The following is a 17321-nucleotide window of genomic DNA, read 5'->3' on the forward strand; positions in this document are numbered from 1 at the left end:
GTCTTCCCCAACTCACGGAGCATCCCTCATGAAAGCCCGCATCTCACGCCCCTCGTCCTCCCCGACCCATCGCGCCAACAACGATGACCGGATTCAACACCGTGGTGCTGCCCCGGAACGATCGGCCAGTGAACAAGCCGCCACGCAACTCCAGCGGAGCGAACGCATGGTGGCGCAGCAACAGCAGCTCGAATCCGGCTTCGGATCCACCAGGCAGCGCGAGGCAGTGCCCGAAGACGAACTGCCGCTCCAAGCGAGGTCCGCCGATGTCGCCCAACGCGCGGCCATCGACGAAGAGATGGTGCAAGGCCGATGGGGTCCGGTTCAGTCCAAGGCCGAACCCAACCAGACCGGCATCACGGGCGAACGGGTGATTCAACGACAGGTCAATTCCGGAATCAACGATCCCGGTGCATTGACAACGGTCAACTGGATGCAACTCATGCGCTCCAGTCGCTTCAACAGCTACATCTACAAGACCGCTCCCGCTGTGACGTCAGGTCAGGGCGCAAGAGGTGACACATACCTGCTCGTCTGGGCAGGTGCCATCGAGTTCACCAACGGCGATGTCGGAGACCTGCACGTCCACATGCACGAAGGCGTCCTGGACGCGGACGCACTGGCGGGCGGCGGTGCATGGGTCGATGGCGGCGCCGGTGGGCATGGCGGGAACGTGGGTGGCGTAGCACGCATCGAAGCGACCTGCGTCTACTGGATCAATGATGCCTACGACTCGAATTGCACCGTCGGCTGAGCGTCTCCTGGGGCCCGCATTGCGCATGGCGCTTCGCAGCATTTTCGGAAGGTGAAACTCCGCATTTTGCCGATGGTGGACGGGCTCGACTCCGTGGAGCATGAGCCGACTTGCAGCTGTATTCCCTTGCGGAACTTCCATCATGAACACTCGCACTCGACTCCCCTCGTCCCCTCGCCCAGGTTCTGTCGCCCAGAGTGAGCGGATCCAGCGCCGGCGCGCATCCTTCTCGCCAACGTCGAGTGAAAGCGCTGCAACCCAGCTGCAGGCCAGCGAACGCATGGTGGCTCAGCGCCATCGGGTCGAAGTCGCCTTCGGACCGGCCGTGCAGCGGCAAGAGGCGCAGGAGGAAGACCTGCCGCTGCAAGGCAGGTTCGCCGACGTCACCCAACGTGCCCCTGAAGACGAGGAACTCCTGCAAGGCCGCTTCGACCCGGCGCAAGCCAAGGCGGAACCCAACCAGACCGGCATGCCCGATGCCCTGAAGACGGGCATCGAGTCGCTGTCGGGCATGGACATGTCGTCGGTCCGCGTGCACACCAACTCCGACAAGCCGGCGCAGCTGAACGCGCTGGCCTACGCCCAGGGCAACGACATCCACCTGGCCGCCGGCCAGGAGCAGCACCTGCCGCACGAGGCCTGGCATGTGGTGCAGCAACGCGAGGGGCGTGTCCAGCCCACGATGCAGATGCAGGGGGTGAGCGTGAACGACGACCCCGGTCTCGAGAACGAAGCCGACGTGATGGGCGCCCGCGCGCTCAACGACGGCAGCACGGCGGCGTAGCGGATCGATGACAACCGCAGGCAATCGCGCGCCGCCCAGGGTGGCCGTTGCCCACGCCACCAGCGCCCGCGCGCTGGTGGCGTGGGCATTGACACTGGCATTGCCGCTGGGGGTCTTCAGCGCGCTGTCCACGCGCCTGTCGCACGACGCGGCCATGTTGCTGGCATTGATGGTGGGCGCAGCCATCCACTGGGTCTTCCGCGTGGTGCCCGATTTTGTCATCGGCCTGCTGCTGCTGTGGCTGTGCGTGCTCCTCGGCCTGGCCCCGGCGGGACTGGCCTTCAGCGGCTTCACATCGCCCGTGTTCCTGCTGGTGCTGGGTGTGTTTCTCCTGTCGGCCCTGCTGACCGAATCGCCCTGGATGGCGCACTGGTCCGACCTGCTGTTGCGGTACACCCAGGGCAACACCACGGCGCGCCTCGGTGCAGTGGTGCTCACCGCCATCATCCTCACGCTCGTATTGCCCTCTCCGCTGGGCCGGTCGGCGCTGCTGGCCCCGCTGCTGCAGCCCTTGGCCGGCGCCCGCAACCCGCGCTTCCAGACCGCGGTGGTGTTCGCGATGGCACAGGGCAACACCCTGTGGTCCACCGCGTTCCTCACCGGCAACCCGCTCAACTTCGTGCTGCTGGGGATGCTGGATGTCCAGGCGCAACAGCGCTTCCAGTGGCTGTCGTGGTTGGCCGCCGCCGCGGCCTTCGCGCTGGTGGTGGCGTTGGGCCTGGCGGTGCTGCTGGCCTGCCTCCTGTACCGCTCGGGCCCCAAGGTGCCACCCGGCGGCCAGCAGCCGGCCATGCTGGCGCCGCTGCCCCCGCGTGAACGACAGGACGCCGCCGTGCCGGTGCTGTACGCCCTGCTGTTCCTGGTGGTGCTCACCCGCCCGTATCACCAGATCGAGCTTCACCTCGCGGTGGGGGCGCTTGCCCTGATGGGCCACTACCTGGCGCCGATGTCGCTGCAGGCGCTGCGAATGCGGCTCGACTGGCCCACCCTCCTCTTCATCGCCACACTGGCCGCCTGGCAGCCGATGCTGCACCACACCGGCATCGACAGCTGGCTCGCGAGCTACCTGCCCCTGCTGGCACGGCTGGCCCACACGTCCGTGGTGGTCAACGTGATCGGCGTTTCGGTGATGGTGGGCCTCGTGCGCCTCGTCATGCCGGGTGCGCCCGCGTTCATCGTGCTGGCGAGCAGCCTGTTGCCATTGGCCCCTGCCCTCGGGCTTTCGCCGTGGGCACTGGGTTTCGTGCTGCTCAGCGCGTCAGAAGGTTTCGTGCTGGCGCACCAGCATGGCGTGCTGAGCCACCTGCTGTCCGAAGCGCAGTCGCTCGGCATGTCGCTCGACCAGCGCCGGCTGTTGCTCGCCAACTTCGGTGCCTGGGTGCTGCGGGTGCTGGCACTCGCGCTCTCCATTCCGTGGTGGCAGCGCCTTTCCCTGGTCTGACAACAGCAAAGGCCACACCACGATGAAAACCTCATGGATCCGCATTGCACAGGCCGTCCTGATGACGCTCGTGCTGCTGCTGGTGGGCCAGCAGATCTACCAACACCAGCGCGCCGCCCGCAAGGTGCTGGTGATCCACTCATACAACACCGACCTGCCCTGGGTGGGCGACGTGAACCAGGGCATCGACCGTGCGCTCGCCGGCGCCCGTGGCGTGCAGGTGCGCAGGCACTACATGAACCTGCTCAACCACCCCGACTGCCACTACTTCCACCTGGCCGCCGAGGACGCACGCCTGGCCATCGACGACTGGAAGCCGGATGCGGTCATCCTGATCGACGACCTCGCCCAAGCGCTGGTGGGATTCCCCAACCTGCGCTGGAAACCGGATGCCAGGGTGCAGGAGGTGCGAAAGGGACTCGTCGCCCAGTTGACCGACCAACGCTGCCCCGAACAAGGCGCCGCCTTCTTCGGACTGGACAAGCTCCGGCCGCCCGACCAACCGCGCCCCATCTTCTTCGCCGGGGTCAACGGTGACGTCGACCGCTACGGCTACCCCCTCGCCGTCGAGGTGAGCGGGATCTTCGAACACAAGAACTACGCGGCACTGGCCGAGACGCTCAACGTGGTCAACGCGGCGTCCCCCCACAAGGCGACGGCCGTGCAGCTGCTCAACGACAACTCCACGAGCGCACTCGCGGAGAATGCCTTCTACAGCGCCGCTGCCTGGAAACCATTGGAGTGGCTGGCCCCCCGCAACGTGCAGACATTCGCCCAATGGCAGGCGGTGGTGCAGGCCGCTTCGGGGCGAGGCGCCATGCTGCTGACCGCCAACTACCAGAACCTGCAGGACGCACGCGGCCGGCTGGTGCCACCCCAGGACGTGATCGCCTGGACCGAGGAGCACAGCCGCTACCCGGTGCTCGGCGCCGGCACCAACTACGTGGCGGATGGCGGCCTGATGACCGTGGCCATCTCGGGCAGCGAACAAGGCGAGGTGGTGATGCGCATGGCATTGCATTACCTGGCCACGGGCCAGATGCAGCCCACGCGCACCGCACAGCAGTTCCTCGTGGGGATGAACCCCGCGCTGGTGCGCAAGCGGGGATTGCAGTTGCCTGCCGTCTATGAGGCATTCGCGCGCGAGCTGGGCCGCTTCATGGAGGTATCAGAGCACGTCTACCGTGATGCCGCCAGCGGAGCCAAGCCATGAGCACCAACCGCTTGTGCGCCGTGCTGTTCGACTTCGATGGTGTGCTCATCAACAGCATGAACGTCATGCGACTCGCATTCGAGGCGTCCCACCGCGACGTGTACGGCGAGCAGGGTTGCGATTTCGATCAGCTGTTCACCGTGTACCGCCGCCATCTGGGCAAAGGTTTCCCCGAGATCATGCGGGCCCTGGGCTTGTCAGTGGCCTTGCACCCTCACTTCAAGGAACACAGCCGCTACCTCACGCGCTACGTCCATCTTTACGGCGGCGTGACCACCCTGCTCGACAGCCTGAGCAGCACGGGCTGGACGATGGGCATCGCCACGGGCAAGGACCACGCCCGCACGTGCGAGCTGCTCGATCACCTGCAGCTGCGCCACCACTTTCGGGTGGTGCTCGGCTGCGACAGCGTGGCGAGCCCCAAGCCCGCGCCCGACATGGTCGAGGCCTTCGTGGCGCAGACGGGCGCGGTGCTGGAGCAGCTGGTCTTGGTGGGTGATGCACCTGCCGACCTGGAGTGCGCCCGCCGTGCCCGGTGCCGAAGCGTGGCGGCGCTATGGGGCTTCACCTCCGCGCAGGAGCTTCGGAACGAGCAGCCCGAGTTCATGGCCGAATCGCCAGCCCAGTTGCTCGCCTGGCTGCAACAGCATCGGGAGGAGACCGCATGATCCGCTGGTGGTGGTGCATCTGCCTGTTGTTCGCCTGCCTGCAACCGGTGGGCGCGGCGCCCGCCTTCTGCCCGCAGGACCTGCCCGCGATGGCGCGGTCTTCGCCGCTGAAGGTCGGCATCAAGTACGCCCCGCCGTTCGTGCTGAGCGATGACAAACAAGGGTGGAAGGGGCTGGCCATCGATCTGTGGGAAACGATGTCGGTGTGCCTGGGCACGCGACACGAGTACATCGAGTTCACCAGCACCGACGAGCTGCTGCGCGCCGTCGAGACTCAACAGATCGACGTGGCGCTGGGCGCGATCAGCATCACCAACCAGCGCGAGCGCCAGCTCGACTTCAGCCACCCCTTCCACAACGGGTCGCTCGGCGTGATCGTGCGCGACGTGACCCAGACCCGCGGTTTCATCGACGTGCTGGCCGGCTTCCTCCGGACCGACGTGGTGCTGGTGGTGGTGGGCCTCATCTTCGCCACGATCGTGATCGCCTACACCTACTGGCGTGTCGAAGGCCAGGCCGGTGGCGGCCTGTTCCGCAAGGGACCCGCACGCGGCTTCTACAACGCCACGTTGTGGGCCATCCAGCTCGTGTTCTCCGGGCGGGGGGACCCCTTCGAGATCAACCACCGTGCGGCCCAGCTGTTCGTGCTGTTCCTCACCTTCTTCGGCGTGACCATCGTGTCGGGCATCACCGCCATCATCACCTCGTCGCTCACCCTGCAGGGCATCGAGCGGCGCATCCACAACGTCGGCGACCTGAAGAACCAGCACCTGGCCGTCATGATCACCGGGCAGGCTGGCGAGTGGGCGGCCACCGAACGGCTCTACGCCGTGCAGCTGCGCTCCTGGCCCGAAGTGCAGCGACAGTTCGACGAACGGAGCATCGACGCCTTCGTGCACGACCGCGACATCCTCCAGTTCCTGGTGAGGGACGGCTACCTGAAGAACGTGCGCGTGGAACCGATCACCCTGCGCCCGAGCGCCTACGGCATCGCCGTCGAGATTGGAAGCTCCCTTCGCAAGCCGATCGACCGCACCCTGCTGGCCATCCAGGAGGACCGCGTGTGGTCGGTGCTGACGAACAAGTACCTCGGGAGCCCGTGAGGAAACCAGCGACGAAAGGCCAAGGCAATGAAGACCGGCACCACCTACACGGCTCGAGCTGTTCAACGTCAGCCCGCTGCGATGCGCGAAGCGCCGGCACGCCGCGCAGATGGCAACACGGATCCTCTTCGACGTGCGGGGGGCTACATGCTCGAGCAGAGCCCGCGCATGCTCACTCAGCGCAAGCGGCTCGAGGCCGGATTCGGAACTCGCGAGGCGCCCATTCAGCACAAGGCTCCCACGCGGGCTCCCGCTGAAACGTCCGCCAGGGTCGTCCAACGGGTGATCGTCGCACCGCCCGCCGAACAGATGGATCTCATCATCGCCCTGGCGATCTTCCAGATGCTGGTGAACAAGATCGACGACAAGGTCGTTCCTCTGAATCGACTGGGCGAGGTGGACCTGTCCGGTGAGGCGATAGTCCACGTGCAGGGGCACGGCTCGGGCGGAAGCTACGAAGGCACGGATCCGCTGGACCTGATTCGCGCTCTCGAATCGGCGCAGATCACCTTCGGTCCTTCCGTGCAGTTGCTGCTCGACTACTGCTATTCGGCCGATGGATTCAGCGCGTTCGAGACGAAGCTGAAGGACACAGGCACATCGGTCCGCGGCAACGCGGGGCCCGCCGTCACACAGGATGACGGGCAGCACCACTCGAAACCGAAGATCGGCAGTCTCAACGAAGAAACTCAGCAAAAGTTCAAGGAGCAATGCGACAAGATCGTGGCGTCGAGCGAGTGGAGCGATGCCCTCAAGATCAACGCGGAACTTGTCGCCGAGATTGCTGCGTTGAAAACCATCGATCCCCCACTGGTGGCCGCTCTGATCCAAGCCCGAATAGGCGAGGCTTACAAGCTTGTCGGGGAGGAGTACAAGAAGCTCTATCGCCTCAACGAGGAACTCATCGCACAGGCTGCCCGGCAGCAGATCCGCACGTAGGCCCAAGGCGGCACCCACAACGCGAACACGACTTGAACACCAGAACTCATGAACCTCATCGACCGCGCCACCGTGATCCACTTCCATCGCCACCGCATTGCCCGGTTCGGCGCCGACAGCGTGCGGGCGCTGGGTTGGGTCAGCGAGGCCAGCCAGGCGAGCCGCTTCGAGTCCATTGCCCGGTCAGTCGATTTCAACGACAGCAGCGTGCTCGACCTGGGTTGCGGCACAGGCGACCTGAAGGCGTTTCTCGACACACGCTTTCGCGGCGTCAGCTACCTGGGCGTCGACCAGGTGCCGGAGTTCGTGGCGCGGGCTCGCGCGCGGTACGCCGGCGAGCCCCATGCGTCATTCGAGCTGGGTGACTTCGGCAGCATGATCTTCCCGCGCGTCGACCACGTGGTGGCCTGCGGCTCGCTCAGCTACCGCAGCAGCAGCCCGAACTACGTGTACGGCAGCATTGCCAAGATGTTTGCAAGCGCCGCTCGAACAGTGGTATTCAGCGTGCTGGACGCAGCCCACTTCCCGGAGCACCCTTTGCTGGTGGGCCACCCGCTCGAGGAGATCGAGGCGTTTTGCCGCAAGCTCGCGCCCAGCGTGAGCGTCGTGCGTGGCGGTCTCGCCAACGCTGCGACTGTGGTGATGCGGGTGGCGTGACGTGGCAGCCGACCAGCACGCGGGCCGGTGGAAGTGTCTCTCGCTGGCAGTTGCCAGCCTGGAGCAGCGCTACAAAACGAGGTGGCGACTTCACCCGCAGATCCGAGGTATTTTCAACGCCGGTCTCTGCATGAACCGAAATGGGAGGCTCAGATGAAAGTCAATGACACCGTGCCAGAAAGAAGTTCGCGCAATCCCGTTGCTGTTCCTGACGGACTCGTCGGAATCGCTTCGAGTCCTGCTTGGACAGGACGAGCGCAGGGGCTGGTTCAGGCAAATATTGACAGCTCACCGCGAATTCAGGCGCAAAGCAGGGGCATCTGTGCGGCATATGGCGCGCGGGGGCAGTTGGCCCGATCTCACGGTGGCGGTGGAGGAGCACCTCAAACCAAGAGTGGCAACTGCAACCCCCTCCAGTTGTATGGTGCGAATTATGGCCCGCTGTCCGACGATAACGGGTCGGAGGTGAAAACCGATGTCATTGCGCCAAATGACACGGCCGGGGGGTCGAATGTTACCTCTTGGCCAAACTGGTGGCCGATGGGCTCGGCCGAAACTGCGAACGATTTTCTTCGAGAAAACTTCGTTCAAGGACACCTTCTCAATCAGAAACTTGGCGGCCCCGGGGACGCGAGAAAAAATCTCACGCCGCTCACAAGGTCGACCAACAGTCAAATGTCCCACAGCATCGAGAATATCGCAAAGGGTTATCTTTCCCAAGGATATGGAATTGAATATTGGGTAACTGCCTCCTATAACTATCACCCGAGCGTCAGTGGGGTTGGCGGTTCACATCTACCCCAGGGTGAGAAGCAGAAGCTGCAAACGGAGCTCGACAAGATGGCGGGTGAGGTTGGGGCGCAGATAACCGTTCATCAAGGTGGAGCCGGGAAGTGGAAAGTACTGCCCAAGCCACAGCAGCCGAAAGATGTTTATGTGAAAAATGAGGGCGCCGCCCTGAAGGGCTCTTTTACCTAAGTCCCCCATCTCGATGGGGTCGTTCATCGGCGCCTGTCCATCGTGAACGGGCATGTTTCGATGCGAAGCTGAAGTACATCAATTCTTCCCTTGGCCCGGATCATCTTGGGTGGTAGGAGTTCGGCATGCGGTCTGCCGGCTGGCCGTTGCTGTGGGCCCTCTTCTACGTCTTCCTCTATCCGAGGATCAGCTACTGGGTGATGACTTTCACCCGCGGCGAACAGAATCGCTGGCGTGCACGACAGGCGGCACTGGATGGCGAGCGCATCCTGACGCATGACGAGGCAACCAGGCTGAGGGTCTACGGCGCCGAGCTCGAGGCCAAAATGGGGGATGCAGAGACCCGCCACGGCACTCAGCGAGAGCGGGACCAGGCAGCGATCGTGCAGGCGACCAAGGAACGGGATGAACTGACCTCACGAATCGAAGTCCTAAAGACCCAGAAGCAGCAGCTACAAAACGGGGCCGTGTTTTCGGATCTTGTGATCCCTGACACCATTCCCGAGGTCGGCCTTGAGGAGGATCGACTGCTTGGGGACATAGCCGGACGATCTGCTGATAGGAATCCGGTCGAACCGGTCGAGATTTCCGTTACACGCATGGGCGTGTTCAGCAATCTTCGGAAGAAGGGACTAATCATGGTCCTAAGCAAAAGCGGGAAGCAATACGTCGAACCCACAGATGTTGGCAAAACCCTCGCGTTTCGTGATTCAGGGCTCGAAACGCCTTCGGGCGAAATTCTCAGCGGGCATGGCAAAGTGGAACCGTCGGCGGAGCGCGACGCCACGCAAGCTTCCACCCCGGGTCCCGTGAATCTTGTCTTCACGAAGCGACTGGAGGATGAAGAACGAGAGGACGCGCCACCGGCCGTTGGCGCCTCCGGTCTTGAGGACCCGCCCCAACCTCGCCCCAAAGCCGATGAGACTATTGCCAAGGTCAATGAGACCATCGCACGTGACGATCAGATCATGATGCAGCCAGTCCCTGGTGGCATCGACGTACCTAGGCCGACGCGCCGAGAGGCGACCGTCCTAATCGACATTAGAGATCGGATGAAGCAATCCCCGGTGTACGAAACCGAACTCAGCCTTCAGGCCGAGCACGCAGTCGAATCGCTTGCCCAGCAAGGCCTGCTGGGCAGATCAGTGGCCCCAACCACGTGGTCTTCACCGCTCGTGGGACTGACGCAGCGAAAATGGCACGCGACCTGACGGGACCTCGGGGCGGCCCCAACAGCTTGTTCTCTAGTGGGTCCACGTGGAGAAATGAGCGCGGCGGGCACCGCTCGTCCGAAGGTTCGTGATTGCATGGCCCGCGCCTAGCTAGCCGCTAGATCGTCACCGCGTGGCGACTTCGTGAAGCGTCGGCGCGGACCTGTTGTACACGCGATGGATCCCGGCGAACGATCAAGGTGGCGCTCGAGCCATGCTCGCTGCGACCCATGGAGGCGAATTCGTCCATTGGTCCCCATGCAGTTAGAGTGACCCCGGCGATCAGCGCCAACAACGAAAAAAGCCCGGCGGGTCAACGACCTACCGGGCTTTCTTTCCTACCAATTTTGGTAGGCGCGATTGGACTCGAACCAACGACCCCCACCATGTCAAGGTGGTGCTCTAACCAGCTGAGCTACGCGCCTGCGAAGCCTACGACTATATCACCATTTTTATGGTCGAGGCCATCGCCGCAAGTTTTTTTGTCGCCTTCCGAGTCGCCCGGTGGCGAAACCTCACCCAGCCCGCCTGGCCCGGCGCACCGCCCCCTGCCCTGGCTTCGGACCGTCAGACGCGCCAAGCGCAAGCTGAGGCTGCCACAGCACCTGCAACTGCTGCAGCGGCTTTCCCTCCACCAGGCCGAGCATCAACTCGGCCAGCTGCACGCCGGACGCATTGGCCTCGGGTTGGGCGATGGCGGTGATGGCGGTCGTGCCGAGGATGGTGTCGACGGGCATGCCGTCGTACACGATCACCGAGATGTCGCGCCCCAGCACGAGGCCGGCATCGAGCAGCGCACGCACCACGCCGACGCCGCAGATGTTGTTGTCGACGATGACCGCCGACGGCAGCGGTTCCTGCTTCAACAATGCCTGCATGGTGTCGTACCCGCCGCGCCGGCTGAAGACAGCCTCGACCAGGTGGTGCTTGTCGGGCTTGAGCTTCGCCTCTCGCAGCCCGCGCAGGAAGCCCTGGTGGCGCTGATGGGCGAAGGTGAGGTCCAGCGGCGCGTGCACGTAGGCGATGTCCTCGTGGCCCAGGCCCGCGAGCCGCTGCACGGCCAAGGCAGTGCCAGCCTCGTTGTCGAAGTCGAACCAGGCGTAGCCGCCGGGCTTCGCAGTGCGGCCATAGGCCACGAAGGGCACGCCGCTCGCCAACAGGTGCTCGATGCGCGCGTCGTCCATCCGCGTGTGCGGCACGATGAAGCCGTCGACGCGGCGCGCCTTCAACAGGCGCTCGTAGGTGGCCAGCTCGTCGGCCGGCCGCGCCGAGGCGATCAGCACGTCGACGCCGGCCTGCGCGAAGCGGTCGGTCATGCCGGCCACCACCTCGATGAAACGCGGGTCGCCCAGGTCACCCGAGCCGGTGGGGTAGACGATGCCGATCGCATCGGCCTTGCCGGTGGCCAGGCGCCGCGCGGCGCCATTGGGCCGGTAGCCGAACTCGCGCGCCGCCGCCATCACCCGCTCGCGGGTGCGCTCGCTGACGTCGGAGTACCCGTTCAGCGCACGGCTGACGGTGGTCTGTGAAAGGCCCAGGCGGGCCGAAAGTTCTTTGAGGTCCATCGGAGTTGGTGTTCGGAACCACGGCGTTGTAACCCAAGGAACGGCCGCTGGTTGTCTAAGGGTAAACGTCAAGCAAAATCCAAAGCGCTTTGGGGAAGAATACCAAAAGCGCTTTGGAAACGAGCGCAACAAGAACAAATTGGCCACCCCCAGGAGAGAAAAGTCATGAAGATCTCGAGAAACGTCCTGATCGCACTCGCCGCCGCCGCCGCGTCGGCGATCAGCGGTGCTTCGGCTGCCACCGTCGATTTCAGCGGCTACTTCCGCAGCGGCACCGGCGCCAGCAGCCAGGGCGGCAAGGAGGTGTGCTTCCGCATGCCGGGCTCCATCGCCTGGTTCCGGCTGGGCAACGAGTGCGACACCTATGCGGCGCTGAGCTTCGGTTCCACGCTGGGCACGGTGGACGGCACCACATTCAAGGCCAAGTTCACCACCGCCTACGGCACGCAGCAGGCCGCCAACTGGGAGCAGAGCTCGCCCGCGTTTCGCGAGGCGTTCGTCGAAGCCACGGACATCGGCGCGAGCATGGGGATGCCGGCGCTCGCCGGCGCCACGCTGTGGGCCGGCAAGCGCTTCTACAAGAACCCCGACATCCACATGCTCGACTACACCTACTGGGAAGTGGGCATGGGCCCGGGCTTTGGCCTCGACAACGTCGACATGGGCGCGGCAGGCAAGTTCTCGTACGCGATGTTCCGCGTCGGCGACTTCACCGGCTACGGCATCAACACCTCGCTCGGCGGCTACAACCCCGAGCTGATCGGCGGCGGCTCGCGCACCGCGACCGTCCATGACTTCCGGCTGCAGGACATCGCCGTCAACCCGGGCGGAAAGGTCACGCTCGGCGCCGACCTCGTGATGAAGAGCAACCGCAGCGGCACCAGCACCTACACGCAAGACGTGGTGCAGCAGATCACGGTGGACGGCACGACCTACGACGTCGTCGTCCGCGAGACGAAGACCATCGACAACGAGGCCGGCCGCAACGGCTTCGGCCTCACGCTGAGCCACCGGCAGGAGAACCTGTTCGGCCTGGGCCGCTTCAACGACGTGACGGTGCAATACGCCCACAACGCCGCGTCGCTCAAGGGCTTCGGGTTCGCGGGCAGCAACGACAAGCGCCGGGAGTGGCTGGTGTTCGACCACTGGGTGATCGAGCCCGCCGGCATGCCGATCAGCGGCAGCGCCACCATCGGCCTGCGCAACGCAACGATCAACGACAAGAACGTCAAGGACTTCTGGATCGGCGCACGCCCGCAATACCACCTGAACAATGTCTGGAGCCTGATGTCCGAGGTGGGCTACCAGCAGGTCAAGCCCGAAGACGAGCCCACGCGCAAGCTGGCCAAGGTGACGCTCGGCACGCAGTTCTCGATGGGCAAGAGCGTCTGGGCGCGGCCTGCGATCCGCTTCTTCCTGACGCATGCCAAGTGGAACGACGCCGCAGGCCAGGCCGGTGCGGTCGCGTGCACGGGCCGAGACTGCAACACCGCAGTCGACACTTATGCCGACAAGCGCCACGGCACCACCTACGGCGCCCAGGTCGAGGCCTGGTTCTGATGTTGGGGCACAGCTTGGCGCCGATCAGAATCACGCCGGCGATCGGCAACGCGATGTTGTCCCCGGGTGGGGCCATGACGCCCCTGCTCTATCCGATTTATTCCCCGTACGAGCCCATCGCACGGAAAACACGGAACACACCATGAATCTCTTCAATGCAAATGCACGGCGCTGCGGCGCCGCACTCGTGGCCTGCACACTGGCCGCGTCGGGAGCCCACGCCGAGACGCTGGTCAGCATGTGGGTGCATGCCGGGCCGGGCCCGGAGCGCGATGTCTACATCGCTTCGGTGCGCGCCTTCAACGAGGCCAGCCCCGACATCAAGATCAAGCTGCTGACCTTGCCCGAAGGCAAGTACAACGACCAGGTGAATGCCGCGGCACTGGCGAACAAGCTGCCCTGCATCCTCGACTTCGACGGCCCCAACGTCTACAACTACGCCTGGTCCAAGAAGATCGTGCCGCTGGACGACCTGCCGGTCGGCAAGACCGCCAAGGCCGAGATGTTGCCGACGCTGGTGCGCCAAGGCACCTACAACGGCAAGCTCTACAGCGTGGGCCAGTACGACTCCAGCCTCGCGTTGTGGGGCAACGCCAAGACACTCACGGCCGCGGGCGTCCGCATCCCCACGGGCGTGGACGACGCGTGGACGCTGGCCGAGTTCGAGGACGCGCTGAAGCGGCTCAAGGCAGCCGGCGTCGCCTATCCGCTGGACATGAAGTTCAACTACGGCATCGGCGAATGGGTGAGCTACGGTTTCTCGCCGCTGCTGCAAAGCTTCGGCGGCGACCTGATCGACCGCAAGACCTATCGATCCGCCAAAGGCGTGCTCAACGGCCCCGAAGCGGTCAAGGCACTGACGACGCTGCAAAGCTGGGTCAAGCAGGGCTACGTGAACCCGGCCACCAAGAACGACGGCGACTTCGCGCAAGGCAAGTCGGCGATCTCCTGGGTGGGCCACTGGGCCTACAACGACTACCGCAAGGCCCTGGGTGACGACCTGGTGCTGATCCCGATGCCCAGGTTCGGCGCGCGCGCGGTCACCGGCGCGGGCTCGTGGAACTTCGGCATCTCCAAGAGCTGCGAGACGCTGCCAGCGGCGTCGAAGGTGCTGGAACACCTGATGTCCAAGGCCGAGATCCTGAAGGTCACCGCGGTGAACGGCGCCGTGCCGGCCACCAGGGCCGCCCAGGCCGAGAGCCCCAACTACGGCCCCGGTGGACCGCTGCGCCTGGCCATCGAGCAGGCCAACAAGGGCGTGTCGCGCGTGCGGCCGGAAACGCCGGCCTACCCGGTGATCAGCGCCGCGTTTGTCGAAGCGGTGAACAACATCGTGGGCGGCGGCAGCGTGCAGAAGGAACTCGACAAGGCCGTCCGGAAGATCGACCAGGACATCGAGGACAACAACGGCTACCCGGTCCTCTGATGCGGAACGAGAAGCAAGCGATCGACGCGAACCTGACCACGACAAGGCCCTGACCATGAGCAGTCTGCAGATGTCTTCCACGCCCGCCGCCGGCCTGGCGCGTGCGGTGCGCCATCGCCCGCGCCGCCGCGGCGACGGCGCCACCGCGTGGCTCTTCGCGGCCCCCGCCACGGCGCTGCTGGGCGTCTTTCTCGTGCTGCCGTTCCTGATGGCGGTGGTCCTGTCGTTCACCAACAAGCGGCTGATCAGCGCCGAGGAGCTCGGCACCAACTACGTGGGCTGGCGCAACTACGCGCGACTGATCGAGGATGAGGCCTTCTGGGCCGCGCTGAAGAACAACTTCCTGTTCGTGGCGATCGTCGCGCCGCTGCAGTCGGTCTTCGCGCTGCTGCTGGCGGTGCTGGTCAACAAGCCACTGGCCGGCAGCCACCTCTTTCGCACGGTCTACTTCATGCCGGTGGCCACGACAATGGCGGTGGTGGCCGTGATCTGGTCGCTGATGTACGCGCCCGATGGCGGCGTGGTCAACCGCTTCCTCGGCTTCGTGAGCTTCGGATTCATGGCCCCGCAGGACTGGCTGCGCGATCCGGCATGGGTCCTCTACGCGGTGATGGTGCTGTCGGTGTGGCAGGGCGTGGGCTTCCAGATGCTGGTGTTCCTGGCCGGCCTGCAATCGATCCCGGCCGATCTCTACGAAGCGGCCAAGCTCGACGGCGCCACGCCGTGGCAGCAGTTCCGCTTCATCACCGTGCCGATGCTGAAGAACACGACGATCTTCGTGCTGATCACCACGACGATCTACGCCTTCCAGCTCTACACCCAGGTGCAGGTCATCGCCAGCAGCGGCACCGCGGCGCCGATCGATTCGTTCCGCACCGTGGTGATGCTGATGGTGCACGAGGGCTTCGGCAGCGGAAAGATCGGCTATGCCTCGGCGCTGTCGGTGTTCTTCTTCGTGCTGGTGCTCGCGATCTCGATGCTGCAGCGCCTGCTGCTGAAGGAAGAGAGGGCCGTCGCATGACCCACGATTCGCAACGCGTTGCCGATCGGCGCGGCCGTCTCGCGCTCTATGCGGCGCACGGCCTGCTGGCCGCCTTCTTCCTGCTGCCGCTGGTCTTCATGTTCGTCTCGGCTTTCAAGACCGACGAGGCACAGCTGCTGCAGGACATGAACAGCCTGGCCGCGTTCCTGCCCACTGGCCGGCTGGGGGCAACCAACTTCGCCGAGGTGATGCACAACACGCCGTTCGTGCGCGCGTTTCTCAACTCGCTGCTCGTGGTGGGCGTGACGGTGACGCTGGGCATCCTGGTCAACAGCATGCTGGCCTACGCGCTCGCGCGGCTGCGCTTCGCGGGCCGCAACCTGCTGCTGTCGGTGGTGATCGCGCTGATCATCGTGCCGTTCGAGGCCATCGCGGTGCCCCTGCTGCTGGTGGTGAATGAACTGCCCTGGTTCGGCGGGCAACGCGGGTGGCTCGATTCGTATCACGTGCAGATCATCCCCTTCATCGGGAATGCGTTCTCGGTGTACCTGTTCTACCAGTTCTTCACCGCGCTGCCCAAGGACCTGGAAGAAGCCGCGCTGGTGGATGGTGCCGGGCGCTTTCGCATCTACTGGAGCATCGTGATGCCACTGTCCAAGCCGGTGATCGCCACCGTGGCGGTGCTGCAGTTCCTTGCGCGCTGGGGCGACCTGCTGTGGCCGGTGATGGTGGTGCGCGGCGAAACCTTCGCCACCTTGCCGCTGGCGATGCAGACCTTCTTCGGCCAGTTCCCGCGCCAGTGGGGGCAGGTGATGGCGTTCGCGGCGCTGGTCACGCTGCCGACCCTGGTGGTTTTTCTCGTGTTCCAGCGTTGGTTCGTCAAGAGCGCGATTTCCAGCGCGATCAAGGGGTAATGACATGGCAGCTGTTTCGTTGCGAGGCATTCGCAAGACATACGACGGGGGCATCTCCGTCATCAATGGCGTGGACCTCGAGATCGCCGAGGGGGAGCTCATGGTCTTCGTGGGCCCCTCGGGCTGCGGCAAGAGCACGATGATGCGCATGATCGCCGGGCTCGAAGACATCAGCGAGGGCGAACTGCGCATTGGTTCGCGCGTTGCCAACGACCTGCCGCCGGTGCAGCGCGACGTGGCGATGGTGTTCCAGAGCTACGCGCTGTACCCGCACATGACGGTCGCCGAGAACATGAGCTTCGGCCTCCGCATCGCCGGCCGTCCCAAGGCCGAGGTGAAGCAGGCCGTGGGCCGCGCGGCCGAGGTCCTGCAGATCACCCACCTGCTCGACCGGCGGCCCAAGGCTTTGTCGGGCGGCCAGCGCCAGCGCGTGGCGATCGGCCGGGCGATCGTGCGCAAGCCCAAGGTGTTCCTCTTCGACGAACCGCTGTCCAACCTCGATGCGGGCCTGCGCGTGCAGATGCGCGTGGAGTTGACGCGGCTGCACCGCGAGCTGGGCGCGACGATGATCTACGTGACCCACGACCAGACCGAAGCGATGACCATGGGCGACCGCATCGCCGTCTTCGACCAGGGCGTGGTGCAGCAGGTCGGCCCGCCCATGGCGCTGTACCAGCGGCCGGCCAACACCTTCGTTGCGCAGTTCCTCGGTTCGCCGCGGATGAACCTGCTGCCGGCGCAGGTGAGCGTGGACGGCGCGGAGGCCTTGCTGCGGGTCGACGGCCTGGGTGAGGTCAGGATGCCTGCGCCTGCCCAGCTGGGCGACGCCACGCAAGTGACCCGCATCGGCGTGCGGCCCGAGTCGCTCGACGTCGGCACCGGGGGCTGGCAGTTGCCGCTCAGCCTGGTCGAGCGCCTGGGCGACACCACCCTGCTCCATGGCACGGTGCCAGGCAGCGAAACGCCGCTGTCGATCAAGCTGGGAGACGCCGAGTCACCGTGGGACATCGGCGACCGCATCGGTGTGCAGCCACGCGCCGGCCACGTGCTGCTGTTCGATGCGCAGGGACAGCGCATCGGCGTGGTCTAGCCCAACCGATTCCCTTTTCAGACCTCACTGCTGGCG

General features: G+C 65.0%; 16 protein-coding genes and 1 tRNA gene. 15 read left to right on the top strand and 2 right to left on the bottom strand.

Annotation, left to right across the window (positions count from 1 at the left end; all coding sequences use genetic code 11):
• Positions 1–28 precede the first annotated feature (28 nt).
• The 10 genes from ASC87_RS25350 to ASC87_RS25395 all read left to right on the top strand — a co-directional run bounded on the left by ASC87_RS25350 (position 29) and on the right by ASC87_RS25395 (position 9748).
• Positions 29–754, top strand: a complete 726-nt coding sequence (locus ASC87_RS25350) for a hypothetical protein (protein ID WP_157604349.1) — start codon at positions 29–31, stop codon at positions 752–754.
• Positions 755–1034: 280 nt separating this feature from the next.
• Positions 1035–1538 carry a DUF4157 domain-containing protein gene (locus tag ASC87_RS25355; RefSeq protein ID WP_056669441.1) on the top strand — a complete coding sequence of 168 codons (504 nt, stop codon included), beginning with the start codon at positions 1035–1037 and terminating at the stop codon, positions 1536–1538.
• A gap of 7 nt (positions 1539–1545) precedes the next feature.
• Positions 1546–2979 (top strand): SLC13 family permease, encoded by a 1434-nt coding sequence (locus ASC87_RS25360; protein ID WP_082568931.1) that lies wholly within the window; start codon positions 1546–1548, stop codon positions 2977–2979.
• A 22-nt stretch (positions 2980–3001) separates the two neighbouring features.
• Positions 3002–4192, top strand: coding sequence for a hypothetical protein (locus ASC87_RS25365; RefSeq protein ID WP_157604350.1), 1191 nt, complete (start codon positions 3002–3004; stop codon positions 4190–4192).
• The gene (locus tag ASC87_RS25370) at positions 4189–4860 is read left to right on the top strand and encodes an HAD family hydrolase (RefSeq protein WP_056669447.1); all 672 of its coding nucleotides are present in this window, start codon (positions 4189–4191) and stop codon (positions 4858–4860) included. Before ASC87_RS25365 ends, ASC87_RS25370 begins: the two co-directional genes overlap by 4 nt.
• Positions 4857–5963: a transporter substrate-binding domain-containing protein gene (locus ASC87_RS25375; RefSeq protein ID WP_056669453.1), complete on the top strand. Its 1107-nt coding sequence runs from the start codon at positions 4857–4859 to the stop codon at positions 5961–5963. Before ASC87_RS25370 ends, ASC87_RS25375 begins: the two co-directional genes overlap by 4 nt.
• 27 nt (positions 5964–5990) lie before the next feature.
• The gene (locus tag ASC87_RS25380; RefSeq protein WP_157604351.1) at positions 5991–6902 is read left to right on the top strand and encodes a hypothetical protein; all 912 of its coding nucleotides are present in this window, start codon (positions 5991–5993) and stop codon (positions 6900–6902) included.
• Between the two features lie 48 nt (positions 6903–6950).
• Complete coding sequence (locus tag ASC87_RS25385) at positions 6951–7559, top strand: class I SAM-dependent methyltransferase (protein ID WP_056669458.1); 609 nt, start codon at positions 6951–6953, stop codon at positions 7557–7559.
• 153 nt (positions 7560–7712) lie between these two features.
• Positions 7713–8537 (top strand): DNA/RNA non-specific endonuclease, encoded by an 825-nt coding sequence (locus ASC87_RS32180; protein WP_157604352.1) that lies wholly within the window; start codon positions 7713–7715, stop codon positions 8535–8537.
• A gap of 125 nt (positions 8538–8662) precedes the next feature.
• Complete coding sequence (locus ASC87_RS25395; protein ID WP_056669463.1) at positions 8663–9748, top strand: hypothetical protein; 1086 nt, start codon at positions 8663–8665, stop codon at positions 9746–9748.
• Positions 9749–10096: 348 nt separating this feature from the next.
• Here the strand turns inward: ASC87_RS25395 and ASC87_RS25400 are convergent.
• A tRNA-Val gene (locus ASC87_RS25400) sits at positions 10097–10173 on the bottom strand.
• A gap of 90 nt (positions 10174–10263) precedes the next feature.
• Entirely contained in the window at positions 10264–11313 is a 1050-nt protein-coding gene (locus ASC87_RS25405; protein WP_056669466.1) for a substrate-binding domain-containing protein, read from the bottom strand.
• Between the two features lie 165 nt (positions 11314–11478).
• Between ASC87_RS25405 and ASC87_RS25410 the strand changes: the two genes are divergently transcribed.
• The 5 genes from ASC87_RS25410 to ASC87_RS25430 all read left to right on the top strand — a co-directional run bounded on the left by ASC87_RS25410 (position 11479) and on the right by ASC87_RS25430 (position 17285).
• Entirely contained in the window at positions 11479–12873 is a 1395-nt protein-coding gene (locus ASC87_RS25410; RefSeq protein ID WP_056669469.1) for a carbohydrate porin, read from the top strand.
• A gap of 142 nt (positions 12874–13015) precedes the next feature.
• Entirely contained in the window at positions 13016–14299 is a 1284-nt protein-coding gene (locus ASC87_RS25415) for a sugar ABC transporter substrate-binding protein (protein WP_056669472.1), read from the top strand.
• 55 nt (positions 14300–14354) lie between these two features.
• Positions 14355–15320: a carbohydrate ABC transporter permease gene (locus ASC87_RS25420; RefSeq protein WP_235582284.1), complete on the top strand. Its 966-nt coding sequence runs from the start codon at positions 14355–14357 to the stop codon at positions 15318–15320.
• On the top strand, positions 15317–16195 hold the full coding sequence (locus tag ASC87_RS25425; protein WP_056669479.1) for a carbohydrate ABC transporter permease: 879 nt from the start codon (positions 15317–15319) through the stop codon (positions 16193–16195). The genes ASC87_RS25420 and ASC87_RS25425 overlap by 4 nt, the downstream gene beginning before the upstream one ends.
• 4 nt (positions 16196–16199) lie before the next feature.
• Positions 16200–17285: an ABC transporter ATP-binding protein gene (locus tag ASC87_RS25430; RefSeq protein ID WP_056669483.1), complete on the top strand. Its 1086-nt coding sequence runs from the start codon at positions 16200–16202 to the stop codon at positions 17283–17285.
• Positions 17286–17321: the final 36 nt, after the last annotated feature.

Origin of the sequence: Rhizobacter sp. Root1221, from assembly GCF_001425785.1 — a bacterium.
Lineage (GTDB): Bacteria > Pseudomonadota > Gammaproteobacteria > Burkholderiales > Burkholderiaceae_C > Rhizobacter.

Excerpts from the sequence above, each read along its gene's own strand:
- ASC87_RS25350 (WP_157604349.1), top strand. The coding sequence starts at position 29 with ATGAAAGCCCGCATCTCACGCCCCTCGTCCTCCCCGACCCATCGCGCC.
- ASC87_RS25355 (WP_056669441.1), top strand. The coding sequence starts at position 1,035 with ATGGTGGCTCAGCGCCATCGGGTCGAAGTCGCCTTCGGACCGGCCGTG.
- ASC87_RS25360 (WP_082568931.1), top strand. The coding sequence starts at position 1,546 with ATGACAACCGCAGGCAATCGCGCGCCGCCCAGGGTGGCCGTTGCCCAC.
- ASC87_RS25365 (WP_157604350.1), top strand. The coding sequence starts at position 3,002 with ATGAAAACCTCATGGATCCGCATTGCACAGGCCGTCCTGATGACGCTC.
- ASC87_RS25370 (WP_056669447.1), top strand. The coding sequence starts at position 4,189 with ATGAGCACCAACCGCTTGTGCGCCGTGCTGTTCGACTTCGATGGTGTG.
- ASC87_RS25375 (WP_056669453.1), top strand. The coding sequence starts at position 4,857 with ATGATCCGCTGGTGGTGGTGCATCTGCCTGTTGTTCGCCTGCCTGCAA.
- ASC87_RS25380 (WP_157604351.1), top strand. The coding sequence starts at position 5,991 with ATGAAGACCGGCACCACCTACACGGCTCGAGCTGTTCAACGTCAGCCC.
- ASC87_RS25385 (WP_056669458.1), top strand. The coding sequence starts at position 6,951 with ATGAACCTCATCGACCGCGCCACCGTGATCCACTTCCATCGCCACCGC.
- ASC87_RS32180 (WP_157604352.1), top strand. The coding sequence starts at position 7,713 with ATGAAAGTCAATGACACCGTGCCAGAAAGAAGTTCGCGCAATCCCGTT.
- ASC87_RS25395 (WP_056669463.1), top strand. The coding sequence starts at position 8,663 with ATGCGGTCTGCCGGCTGGCCGTTGCTGTGGGCCCTCTTCTACGTCTTC.
- ASC87_RS25405 (WP_056669466.1), bottom strand. The coding sequence starts at position 11,313 with ATGGACCTCAAAGAACTTTCGGCCCGCCTGGGCCTTTCACAGACCACC.
- ASC87_RS25410 (WP_056669469.1), top strand. The coding sequence starts at position 11,479 with ATGAAGATCTCGAGAAACGTCCTGATCGCACTCGCCGCCGCCGCCGCG.
- ASC87_RS25415 (WP_056669472.1), top strand. The coding sequence starts at position 13,016 with ATGAATCTCTTCAATGCAAATGCACGGCGCTGCGGCGCCGCACTCGTG.
- ASC87_RS25420 (WP_235582284.1), top strand. The coding sequence starts at position 14,355 with ATGAGCAGTCTGCAGATGTCTTCCACGCCCGCCGCCGGCCTGGCGCGT.
- ASC87_RS25425 (WP_056669479.1), top strand. The coding sequence starts at position 15,317 with ATGACCCACGATTCGCAACGCGTTGCCGATCGGCGCGGCCGTCTCGCG.
- ASC87_RS25430 (WP_056669483.1), top strand. The coding sequence starts at position 16,200 with ATGGCAGCTGTTTCGTTGCGAGGCATTCGCAAGACATACGACGGGGGC.